Here is a 12,800-nt window from a genome sequence, read left to right as displayed (position 1 = left end):
ATCAGTAGGTTGAATGTTTTCTTTATTTGTTTTTGTAAATGTTGGTTGTTTTTATAAGTAATATGAATTAATTTGTAAGCGCTTACATTGTTATTGTTGTATGGTTAGAATCTGAGTAAATAGTGATTTTATTTATCCTTAGATGCATTTCAATTTTAAGTGAAAACGAAGTAGCTGATAATTCAATAAAGGTATAAGAATGTGAATACTAAACTTACTTTGAAAGAAAAAATCGCATACGCCTGTGGTGACGTGGCATCCAATTTTTATTGGCGTGTTTTTGATGTGTTTTTATTTATTTTTTATACCGATGTTTTTGGAATTTCAGCGGCAGCTGTTGGTACCTTAATGTTAGTTACTCGGTTAATCGATGCCTTTTCTGATCCATTAATGGGGGCTTTAGCTGATCGTACTAAAACCCGTTTCGGTAAATTTAGGCCTTATTTATTATGGGGCATTATTCCTATTGTTGCGGCTGGCGTATTAACATTTACGGTACCAGATACGAGTGAGGGGAATAAATTGATATGGGCTTATGGCACTTATATTTTTATGATGTTGGCCTATACATTTATCAATGTGCCATATGGAGCCTTACTTGGTGTGATAACCAGTAATACACAACAACGTACTACGTTAACTAGTTTTCGTTTTATTGGGGCGTTTTCTGGCGGTAGCCTAGTTGTGTACCTTACACCTGAGTTGGTTGAATATTTAGGGCGCGGTAATGAAGCATTAGGTTGGCAACTTACGATGGGCTTATATGGTTGTATTGCCGCAGCTTTATTTATCGTTACTTTTTATGGAACGAAAGAACGTATCGCGCCTCCTCCGGAACAGAAAACACCAATATTGCAAGACATTAAAGATTTAGGGCAAAACAAACCTTGGTTAGTACTATTTGCGCTAGCACTTATTATCATGATTACAATTTCACTACGAGCGAGCTCAGGGACTTTTTATTTTAAGTATTATGTTCAGCGTCCTGATTTAATTGGTAGCTTCGCTATGGTTTATATGATCGCATTAGCAATAGGCGCAGCTTCAACGCCATTGTTAACGCGATTTTTCGATAAACGTAAATTACTCATTATGTTAATTAGTATCGTAGCGATACTATCTACAGCATTTTATTTTATACCTAGTGACAATATTACATTGATGTTTGTACTGCAAATCATGATTGGTTTAGCGCTAGGGCCTAAATCCCCGTTAGTTTTCTCTATGTATGCTGATACGGCTGACTTCTCTCAATGGCAAACAGGAAGAAGAGCGACGGCAATGATATTTTCAGCAGCAGCTTTTGCACAGAAGCTAGGAGGGGCGCTTGCGGGTGCAACTATAGGTTGGTTATTAGCTTCACTTGGCTATGTTGCTAACCAAACGCAAACAGGAGCATCAGAGCAAGGTATTGTGCTATTACTAACGATTATTCCTGCCGTATTTGCTGCATTAGCTGTGCCGTTAATTATGCTTTATCCATTAGATGATAAAACGTTAGAGCATATTCAAAAGGAGTTGGCGCAAATAAGTGCTAATTCAACAGATGGTTTAACAGGTAAAAAGGTTATGCTCAATGAATAATATAAATAACAATCATAAAATAGAAGACGCAACCGTTAAACTCGATTGCCCTATTAGTATGCCTAAAGCGAGTGGCTTCTTATGGAATAAGCGAATGGTTTTGCAAGTAAACTGTCGAGGCTATGTTAATGCTCAGTTTATGCAGCCTGAGCCAAGAAAATATTCTTATGCACCCAACATAGAAGAGAAAACTTTTATTCAGCCTGAGCACAGTTATTTTAGTCACCATCCTGGTCGTTTTTTTTATATTAAAGATGAAGATCAGCAACAAAGTTTTTCAGTACCTTATGAGCCAATGAGGGTAAAGTTAGCTAAGTTTAGCTTTGTACAAAGTGCGAGTGAAATTTATTGGTTAATAGAACACCTTGAATTAAAAATAAAAATCTCATTAAGTTTAACGGCCAATGATGTTGTTGAGCGTTGGTCATTATCCGTTGAGAATTTAAGGAAAGGTGAAGGTAAACGAAATATCAGTATATACCCTTATTTTTCTATTGGTTATATGTCTTGGATGAATCAATCAGCTACCTTTGACGAACAGCTAAACAGTATTGTTGCTACTGCAGTAACCCCTTATCAAAAAGTTGAACAGTATTTTAAAAATAAAGAATTAAAAGATAAAACCTTTTTAATTGCAGATAAAAAACCTACGTCTTGGCATACGAACCAAGCTACATTTGAAGGAGAGGGGGGATTACATTCTCCTGATGCACTAAAGTTTTTACAATTAAGTAATAACGATGCTCGATATGAAACACCTGTGGCTATTTATCAATACCGAGAGTCTTTAGGTGAAAATCAATCGGTTAATTATCAGTTTTTATTTGGACCAGCCAAAGACAATACTGAAATTGCACAAATAAGAGATCGCTACTTAAATAGCTCAAACGCTCGAAAGGCTCAACAAGAATATGACGATTATATTGCTCAAGGAAAAGCTTGTTTAACAATTAATACTGATAATACAGAGTTTGATGACTTTGTAAATCACTGGCTCCCCAGACAAATGTTTTATCATGGTGATGTTAATCGACTAAGTACTGACCCACAAACACGTAATTATATTCAAGATAATATGGGAATGTGTTACATCGATCCAACGGTTGCTCGTCAAGCATTCGTGTTAGCCTTATCTCAACAACACAGCAATGGTGCTATGCCTGATGGTATTTTGTTACATGCCCAAGCTGAGCTTAAGTATATCAATCAAGTTCCTCATGCCGACCATTGTGTGTGGCTACCAATATGTTTAGCGGTATACCTTAATGAAACGGGAGATGTCGATTTATTAACAACCCCAATAGCTTTTTCTGATTCAGATACACCTAAACTTTTCAGTGAACATATTGACTTAGCACTTAACTGGTTAGTCAAGGCGACAGATCACCGAGGCTTAAGTTTAATCGAACAAGGTGATTGGTGTGATCCTATGAATATGGTGGGCTATAAAGGTAAAGGTGTCTCAAGTTGGCTTTCATTAGCAACCGCTTATGCATTAAATACTTGGTGCGATTTATGTGAAGAATATGGTATTCAAATTCCGTTGAACAAGCTTACCGAGTATCGGCTTGCCGTGAATACTATTAATGAGTCAGTTAACACTTATTTTTGGCATGAACAGTGGTTTGCTCGAGGTATTACTGACAATGATCGCCTCTTTGGTACGGTTAATGACGAAGAGGGTAAGATATATTTAAACCCACAAAGCTGGGCAATGCTCAGTGGTGCAGCCTCGGCAGAGCAGCAACAACTGATGATTGCCGCTATTTCTGAACAGTTAATGACACCTTATGGTGTAATGATGCTAGCACCGAGCTATACCAAAATGGTTGAGGATATTGGGAGAATTACTCAAAAGCACCCTGGCGTTTCTGAAAACGGCTCCGTTTATAATCATGCTGCAATTTTTTATGCTTATAGCCTATATCAAGCTGGCGAAAACGATCTTGCTTTTGAAGTGCTAAGTAAAATTTTACCCTCAAAAGCATTAGCGGCTAAAAGTGGTCAATTATCAATCTTTGTGCCTAATTACTATCGTGGCGCTTATCAGCAGTACCCAGAAAAAGCAGGGCGCTCCAGTCAATTATTTAATACCGGTACACTGGCTTGGTTATACCGGTGCTTAGTAGAAGAGCTCTGCGGATTAAAAGGTGGCAATGGCGGGTTATATATTGCTCCTAAATTGCCAAGTCATTTGAATAAAATATCAGGACAACGCATGTTTCGTGGTGCAATTATTCATTTTATTATTGAAAAATCAACGCAAGTTACTGAGATTGAAGCGTATATAGATGGTGAACGAGTTGTAGATAATAAGTTAAAAATACGCGCTAATAATGCAACTTATCAATTGAGCGTATTGGTACCTGCTCATGATTAATATCTTAAGTAGAAATAAAAAGCCGCAATTTTCTAGTAAGCCTCACTTGTTTATTGTGATGGGGGTTAGTGGCTCAGGTAAAACAGGGATTAGTCAAAAGTTGGTTAATGATTTAAATACGCAAGGCGAGTATGAATTTCTTGATGCTGACGATTTTCATTCCTCGGAAGCAATAGCGCTAATGGCTGCTAACTTACCGCTTAATGATGCGATGAGAAAACCTTGGGTAGAAGCTATTATAAGTAAACTTATTAAGTTATCTAAACAGAACAAAAACGTGGTATTAGCCTTTTCTGGTCTGAAGTATCAACATCGAAAAATTTTCAGAACACTTGAGTTCAAATGTCATTTTTATTATTTAAGTGCGGACTTTAATACGATAAAAAAACGTATGTTAAGCCGCGAGAATCATTTTTTTAAAGTGGAGTTATTAACAAGTCAATTTGCCGCGATGGAAGAAGAACGAAATGATGAGAAAGATATTACTAAGCTTGATGTAAGTGGCACTTTTGATGAGGTATATCAACAGGTTTATCAGCTAGTTATGAAGGAGTTAAGTAATGATTAGACAAGGAGATATTATGAAAAAAACATGGCAGTATTTAGGGCATCATATTTTATTAAACATTTTTTTTATCACTTTTATTTTATTTAGTGCTATTGCCTCAGCAAGCAAAAGTAGCAACCAATTAAAAGCCCATAAAATACAAGACGAGATAGTGATTGATGGTATTGCTAGTGAAAAAAGTTGGGACTTATCATCATGGCAGCCTTTAGATAACCTCATTATGGGTACCCAACCAACAGAAGAAGATTTTAGTGGTCAATTTAAGGTTATGTGGAATGAAGACCACCTATTCTTACTGGTTGAAATTACCGATGATATTCTATTTGATCAACATGCTGATCCACTTTATCGATATTGGGACGATGACTGTTTAGAAATTTTCATTGATGAAGATGCTTCAGGTGGGGATCACCAATTTACTTTTAATGCTTTTGCATATCATATTGCCTTAGATAATCAGGTGGTAGATATCGGTCCAAAAAACAAAGATGGATCAACTAATTTTGTTTTGTTAAACGAGCATATTGACAGTGTATGGCGAAGAAGTACAAGTAAGCCAAATAAAATTATTTGGGAAGTGGCGCTAAGTGTTTTTGATGATAGTTTTACATTACTTCCTGACAATAAAAAAGATCGGCATCAAGCGGTAAAACTGACAAGAGGGAAAAAAATGGGTTTTATGTTGGCATATTGCGATAACGATGGTTCAAAGGAGCGGGAGAGTTTTATCGGTTCAACAGACATTGAAGCAGTCAACGGTAGTAAAAATTTAGGTTATATAACTGCAGATGTCTTTCAGCAATTATTGCTAATTCAATAATTAGGTAATGTTTGCTATGACTGGCATTTATTTACACAACTTAGACCGCATTATTCAGTTTTTCTTCTATCGAGATATAAAGAGTAAAAGGTTACTTAATGGAGGCTATCTTTATGCGTAGTATGTTAAAAAAAATTATTCACAATTCTGCTTTATTGATACTTAGTATCAGTCTTAGCGCATGTGAAACAAGTAAAAATCAAAAAGTAACTCAGAAAAAAAATACTCATGCGAGTAAGCGCCTTGCGACAGTTGAGCAAGATGTTGAACTAATGTTAGCGAAAATGACATTAGCTGAAAAAGTATCTTTGGCTCATGCAAGTGGTAAGTTTCATGTTAATGCTATTGAGCGTGTCGGTATTCCAGAAATGTGGTTATCTGATGGCCCTCATGGCGTTCGCCATCAAATAGCACGTCATACCTGGGATTCCGCTGGTTGGACTGATGATCATTCAACTTATTTACCACACTTAACATCTGTTGCTGCCAGTTGGGATGTGGAAATGGCAAGGTTACATGGCCAAGTTTTAGGTGCAGAAGCGCGCGATAGAGAAAAAGATTTTATTTTAGGTCCAGGGGTTAACTTAGCCCGTTTACCTTTATATGGTCGTAATTTTGAATATATGGGAGAAGATCCTATCTTAGCGGCGAAGTTGGTTGTGCCACAAATAAAGGCTATTCAAGCCAATGATGTTGCTGCCACAGTGAAGCATTATGCGTTAAATACCCAAGAACTAAATCGTACGGGAATTAATGCTAAACCAGATGAACGCACGCTAAGAGAAGTGTATTTACCTGCATTTGAAGCCGCTGTGAAAGAAGGTGGCGTACTAGGCATGATGGGAGCATACAACGAATATTATGGTACTAATGCCAACCAAAGTAAGCACTTAGTTATGGATATCCTAAAAGGTGAGTGGGGTTATCAAGGAGTATTATTAACCGATTGGCACGTCGATATTAATACTTATGATGCTGCAGTAAATGGCTTAGATTTAGAGATGGGCACTAAAGTTGATGATTATCAAGACTATTTTCTTGCTAAACCATTCTTAGCAATGCTCGAATCAGGAAAAATTCCAGAATCAATTGCTGATGATAAAGCGAGGAGAATTTTACGGGTGCAACATGCTATTGGTATGTATGATGAAAATCGTTTACCCGGCTCAAGAAACACCAAAGCGCACCAAGCGGCTGCACGAAAAATAGCGGCTGAAGGTGTGGTTTTATTAAAAAATGAAACGATTGAGTCAATGCCTGTATTACCATTAGATAAAAAGCAGATAAAAAACATTCTTGTTTTAGGGCCTAATGCGGACAAAAAACACGGGACCGGTGGTGGCTCTTCAGAAGTTAAATCTTTATATGAGATAACGCCGTTAGCTGGGTTAAAAGCTGCGTTTGGCGAAGATGTAAATATTACCGTAATGCGAGCACGTAGTAGTGAGTTAACCGCTATCGCCAGTGATTATGTCGAAAGCCGGCATTGGACTGGTACCCCAGCATGGAACGTGTCTTATTATGAAGATTTAGCAAGAGTAAACTTAATTGAGGAGTCTTGGATTGTTGATTCAACCTTTAAAGCTAAAGTACCTGATAAAGTTCAGCACATTACAATGTCAGCTAAAATTAAGCCATTAAAAACAGGTATTCATCAGCTTAATGTGGAAACTATTGGGGATTTTAGTTTAAAAATTAATGATGACGTTGTTCTAAAGCATAAGATTAACGACAATAAATTAGTCGGTGATCAAGCTATTACTACATTAACAAAAGCCATTGATTTAAAAGAAAATGAAACTTACTCTTTTGAAATTCAATATGATGGCACTGATGAGTTTACTTTAGGTTGGAATGCTCCAGGGGAGTTGTTTAGCAGTGAAGCTGAATATATAGCAGCCGCTAAAAAAGCCGATGCCGTGATCTATTTTGGTGGTTTGAGCCATGGTGACGATAGAGAATCAATCGATCGTCCTGATATGAAACTGCCAAACTCGCAAGATGAAATTATTAGTAAGCTTATTGCAGCAAATGAAAAAACAGTCGTTTTTCTTGTTGCAGGCTCTGCGGTTGAAATGCCTTGGGTTAATGAAGCTAAAGCGATTGTTTGGGGATGGTATGGCGGTATGGAAGCTGGTCATGCTTTTGCAGATATTCTAACCGGAAAGGTGAATCCGAGCGGTAAAATGCCGATTACTTTACCTGCTCGTCTTGAAGATACAGCACCAATTGCGCTTAATGATTATAACGCCATAGAGAGTTTATATTCTGAAGGAGTCTTCATTGGTTATCGTTGGTTTGAGCAACAAAAAATAAAACCAACTTTCGTTTTTGGTCATGGACTTTCCTACACTCAATTTGCATTAACTGACATTAAGTTATCTGCATCAAATATTACGGGAGATGAGAGTCTTACGGTAACAGCACAAGTTAAAAATACCGGTAAAGTTGCCGGCGCTGAAGTCGTGCAGTTATATCTACACGACAAAGAAGCAAGTGTTGCCAGACCTGAAAAAGAACTAAAAGGCTTCGCTAAGGTATATTTAGAGCCAAATGAAAGTAAAGAAATCAGCATTACACTTAACAAACGTGATTTATCTTTCTGGGATATTAAAACTGATGATTGGTTAGCTGAAACTGGTGACTTTGAAGTACAGTTAGGAACATCACTAGAAAATATTCATCTAAGGAAAACCTTTTCTTACCAGCAATAACATTGGTGATATATAAGATATAGCAAACCATAGCTCAGTAATAATTGATAGCTAAGCTATGGTTAATGTTAGATACCGCATGAATTATTCACAACCGCTATTATTCACGTTGATAACAATTATTTGCTAGCTCTTGAGCATCAAGACAAATTTCGATTGTCGAGTGTTTGATACCATAGTTATTTAGTAATATTTTTTTGATTTCAACGACCCCGTTATCGATGTGATCTATTTCTAAAGCGACATGTGCTTCTAAGAATTTTTTATTATCATCGAGTTGCCAAACATGTATATGATTAATCTTTTTGATGCTAGGAATACCTTCAATTTCACCACATAATTCATCAATATCAATATCTTCAGGAACCGCTTGCATCAAAATTTTAATTGTTTGTTTAGTCAGTAATAAACCGTGGTATATCACATAGATAGAAATACCAATGGTTGCTATTAAATCAACCACATACCATTGATATAGAATGATAAGAGTACCAGCTAAGATAACAACAATAGAAGCGAAGGCATCAGACATATTATGAATAAAGGCTGCTCTTAAGTTTAAGTTATTTTTTGCCCCAGCTTTATAGGTTAGCCATGCTGTTGCTGCATCTATAATTAACGCAATAGTCGCGATCCAAACAACGATCCAGCCATCAATAGGCTCTGGATTAAAATATTTAGCTATGGATTCAAAAATAAGATAAACACCTACTAGCAATAGCGTTGTGCTATTAATAAGTGCTCCTAATATTTCTGCGCGCTCAAACCCATAAGTCATATTACTATTTGCTGGCTTTCGTGCTATTTTTCTGGCCACAATAGCGATAATAATAGCGCCTGCATCGCTTAAGTTATGAAGAGCGTCTGCTATAAGAGATAGGCTTCCTGAAACAATACCACCAACAACCTGCGCTACAGATAATAATATGTTGATAAATACTGCCAAACTTAGTTTTCCGTCATGGGAATGACTATGAGAGTGACCGTGTGAATGGTTATGCCCCATAATAATTATCCTTATATTTTAAATTGCCTTTATATGTTTGAGCTGAGCTACTCATTGTTTCTTCCTGATAATGTGCGCATGGGGGTAAATAATATTTTATGATTTTATGTTACGTTATTAAGAATTTAATCAGCTAGTGCCAGCCTAATTTTTTGTAATACAAATGAAAGTACGCTTATATTATTTGTATATCAAGTGTTTATTGATTCTCTTTAGTTTGCTTTATCATAGTGTCGGTTTTATTTTTATCAACTGAAGTAGTGAGCTGAGTTTGAGCAAGTGAAATAAAGAGAATAGCTTGGCATACTATTTTTTTTTGTAAAAATAATATTATGCTTATGCACATCAAATAGGTACATTAGCTAAAATGAAGACTAATATTTTGTGAAGGGATCGGCTTTGTTAGAAAAAACCGCAGAAAATACTGTATTTAAACGATACAACACAGCTGTTGTTGTTGCATTTATTATCATTGTTTTTATTGCATTAACTGCGGCTTCATTACGGTATTATAGTGAGTTATCCGAGCATAAACAGAAGAGCTTAACCCAATTAACCGCTCAAGCAGAGCAACTAAATGGTATGTTAGTGCAAAGTGAACAAGCGGTCGTTGGTATTCAGGAATATGCTCAATATATTCTCAAGCACCCTGACGAACTATATTTTAAACCCCCACCATTACGACAAGATGGCGCATTGTTCTTTCTTGATATCGCAGCACGAAGTTCCATAAATGAGGACAAACGTATCAGTGGTAATATCACAGGTTTTGGTGATATAGATACATTTTCACGCTTAAAAAATCAAGAAATTGCTATGGCTAATGCGTTAACGCCTGCTTTTGTTACCGCACAAAAAATTATCGAAGAAGCTAATTGGTTTTATTATATTTCAGTTGATCAGTTCGTTAATATTTATCCTTGGATTGGTCGCGATAGCTGGCGGTTCAGTGACCGAATGCTCACCAATGCCCACGCTAAAAAAATACAAGCATTAGGTTTAGATAATAATAAAGTTATTTGGTCTTTGCCTTATATTGATGCTGCGGGTACAGGGATGAACTTCTCTTTAGGTCTTGGCGTTTATCGACATACAGAGATGGTAGGAGCGGTCGTTATTGATATTAGTTTAACGCGCTTGCAGCAAAGTTTATTGGCGCTAACATCTGATGATCAGGCGCTAGTACTGCTTAATCAGCAGAATGATATTTTAATTTTTAAACAACAAGGTAAAAAGTCATTAAATTATAGAGCCTCATGGCAAAAACTATTACCTAACGATTTACATCACTTACAAGCAGAGCATTTAGCACAACTACCAGATTCAATACAAATTGGTGATTGGTTTGTTGAAACGCAATCTTTACCTATTAACGGATGGACGCTATTAAAGTATCAGCCCTACTCAAGCTTTATTTCGCCTTTAAGAAATCATTTTATTTTTATGTTTACTATCTTATTGATTGGGCTTTTTGCTTTTTTGATGTTGGTAAATGCCATGACAAGACGAAGTTTCATTAAACCAACACATGACTTTATTAGTCATATTGAATTTTGCTCTCAAGGTGACCCAGGAAAAGTAAAAGCAAATGCTGACTGGTTACATTGGTTTATTTTAGTTGAAGATATATTTACACAAAATCGCAGCTTATTACTGCAATTAAAAGAGCAAAATGAGGTGCTGGACAGCAGAGTACACGAAAAAACTAAAGCATTACTAGAAACAAGCACTCAACATCAACGTGACTATGTTTTATTACGTTCAGTTATGAATGCTATTCCTGAGCTAATTATTTTTAATGATCCTAATGGTAAATTAATGGGTTGTAATCACTCATTTGAACAGTTAACTGGTCGATTAGAAAGTTCAATGCTTGGAATAGAAGCTAGCCAGTTCATACCAAAACTATTGGCACATCAACTTGATAAATTGAATGCCACATTTGATGGTGAATATCCTCAACAGTCATTGTTAGAAGCTGGAGATGAGATTTATCAAGGTTTTTGTAATCAGTTTACCAATGATGAAGGGAAAATACTGGGTACCATTACTATTTTACAAAATGTTACGGAACAACAAGCAACGCAATCAGCGTTAGAAAGTGCTAAAGACCAAGCCGAGTATGCTAACAAAGTTAAAATTCAGTTTTTAGCTAATATGAGCCATGAAATTAGAACGCCAATTAATGCCATACAAGGGATGATTAATTTGTTAACGGGGACTCAGCTCGATGCGCGACAAGAACATTATTTAACCAATGCTCAAACAGCAGCCTTTTCACTGCTACACCTTATTGATGAATTACTTGATTTATCTAAAATTGAAGCAGGTAAAATGGTTATTGTTAAGGAGGTTATCGATTTACCGTCAGTAATAGATACGGCACTTAAATTAAATGCTGCGACTATTCATACTAAAAAACTCAACATGCGAGTAGAGCTAGATGCCAATGTTCCTCGTTTTGTGATGAGTGATGCCATGCGTTTAGTTCAGGTATTATCAAACTTATTGAATAATGCAACTAAATTTACTGAACAAGGCAATATTGACTTGTTCATTGATTCTATTGGCTTAAGTGAAACGAATGTTTTACTTCGGTTTCGAGTTAAAGACACTGGTATAGGGATTTCGAAGGAGAACCAAGCGCATTTATTTGAAGTATTTTCTCAAGCTGATATTTCTATGACTAGAAAATATGGTGGCTCAGGTTTAGGTTTATCTATTTGTCAGCAAATAGTTAAGTTACTCGGAGGAGAGATAACCGTAAAAAGCGATTTAGGTGAGGGGTGTGAGTTTAGTTTTATTTTGCCTTTTTCTATTCCTAATGAAGAAACCATGATGAATTCCGACTTCTCTAGTGCAGTAAGTAATGAAACATCAAGGCTCCATATCTGTAGCATTAATCATGAGCTGTCAACAAGTTGTATTCAAACTATTAAGGCGCAGTCTTGGTACTATTATCAATTTAATAATTTAATTGAATTAAATGATGTATTACAGCAAAAAAAATCACCAACTGATCAGGTCATTTTATTAATAGATGAGCAAACCTTTATAGAGCATGATGTTAATGACAAAGCGGTGAATCTGATTGATTTAGTGGGATTGTGTCAGCCAGGTATGAGTGAATTAAAGCCCAACACATGTCAACAACTTGATAGTTTAAAAATCCCTTATACTTTACTTGATACCCCTTTATATCGTTATTCGTTAGACAAAATAGTGAAAGTGTTGTTATCAAATAAGTTCACAGAAAAAAATAATCAGGAGTTAACGAATAATACGGCTTCTGTACCTAAGACACAGTTACTAAGCAAAGAAAGCCAGAACGACAAGGCTGACTTATCTAATGTAAAAGTATTGCTAGTTGAAGACAATCTTATTAATCAGCTAGTTGCTAAAGAACTACTCAAAAGCATGCAAGCAAAGGTTATTATTGCAGATAATGGTCAAAAGGCTTTAGATTTACTTGAAGTACAGACATTTGATGTTGTATTAATGGACATTCAAATGCCTGTGATGGATGGGTTAACCGCAACAAAAGAAATTAGAAAGTTAGATAAATATGAACATTTACCTATTATAGCGATGACTGCGCATGCACGTGAAGAAGACAAGCTAAGCAGTTTAGATGCAGGCATGAATCAACACATTGCTAAACCAGTTACTGCGACATTGTTGTTGACGAGTATACTCGAGGCGATAGAATCAAACGAACATAAATAGCA

The 12,800-nt window shown here is 36.2% G+C and carries 7 protein-coding genes; 6 read left to right on the top strand and 1 reads right to left on the bottom strand.

Annotated elements, in window-relative coordinates:
• Positions 1-201: 201 nt before the first annotated feature.
• The 5 genes from KO509_RS05105 (at position 202) to KO509_RS05085 (ending at position 8,066) form a co-directional block, all read left to right on the top strand.
• A complete protein-coding gene (locus KO509_RS05105) occupies positions 202-1,584 on the top strand; it encodes an MFS transporter (RefSeq protein ID WP_215972202.1) in 1,383 nt (460 codons plus the stop codon).
• Entirely contained in the window at positions 1,577-3,964 is a 2,388-nt protein-coding gene (locus tag KO509_RS05100; RefSeq protein WP_215972201.1) for an NdvB protein, read from the top strand. Before KO509_RS05105 ends, KO509_RS05100 begins: the two co-directional genes overlap by 8 nt.
• Positions 3,957-4,532 carry a gluconokinase, GntK/IdnK-type gene (locus KO509_RS05095; RefSeq protein ID WP_215972200.1) on the top strand — a complete coding sequence of 192 codons (576 nt, stop codon included), beginning with the start codon at positions 3,957-3,959 and terminating at the stop codon, positions 4,530-4,532. Before KO509_RS05100 ends, KO509_RS05095 begins: the two co-directional genes overlap by 8 nt.
• On the top strand, positions 4,525-5,352 hold the full coding sequence (locus KO509_RS05090) for a CBM9 family sugar-binding protein (protein ID WP_252727397.1): 828 nt from the start codon (positions 4,525-4,527) through the stop codon (positions 5,350-5,352). Before KO509_RS05095 ends, KO509_RS05090 begins: the two co-directional genes overlap by 8 nt.
• A gap of 113 nt (positions 5,353-5,465) precedes the next feature.
• Entirely contained in the window at positions 5,466-8,066 is a 2,601-nt protein-coding gene (locus tag KO509_RS05085) for a glycoside hydrolase family 3 C-terminal domain-containing protein (RefSeq protein WP_215972199.1), read from the top strand.
• A 100-nt stretch (positions 8,067-8,166) separates the two neighbouring features.
• Here KO509_RS05085 and KO509_RS05080 read toward each other — a convergent pair whose 3' ends face one another.
• Positions 8,167-9,072 carry a cation diffusion facilitator family transporter gene (locus tag KO509_RS05080; protein ID WP_215972198.1) on the bottom strand — a complete coding sequence of 302 codons (906 nt, stop codon included), beginning with the start codon at positions 9,070-9,072 and terminating at the stop codon, positions 8,167-8,169.
• Between the two features lie 399 nt (positions 9,073-9,471).
• On the opposite strand from KO509_RS05080, the gene KO509_RS05075 reads away from it, so the two are divergent.
• The gene (locus KO509_RS05075) at positions 9,472-12,798 is read left to right on the top strand and encodes an ATP-binding protein (protein WP_252727396.1); all 3,327 of its coding nucleotides are present in this window, start codon (positions 9,472-9,474) and stop codon (positions 12,796-12,798) included.
• The last annotated feature ends 2 nt before the right edge of the window (positions 12,799-12,800 follow it).

The sequence above is a fragment of the Colwellia sp. C2M11 genome (genome assembly GCF_018860915.1).
GTDB lineage: Bacteria > Pseudomonadota > Gammaproteobacteria > Enterobacterales > Alteromonadaceae > Colwellia.
This window is presented reverse-complemented; position numbering and strand designations above follow the sequence as displayed.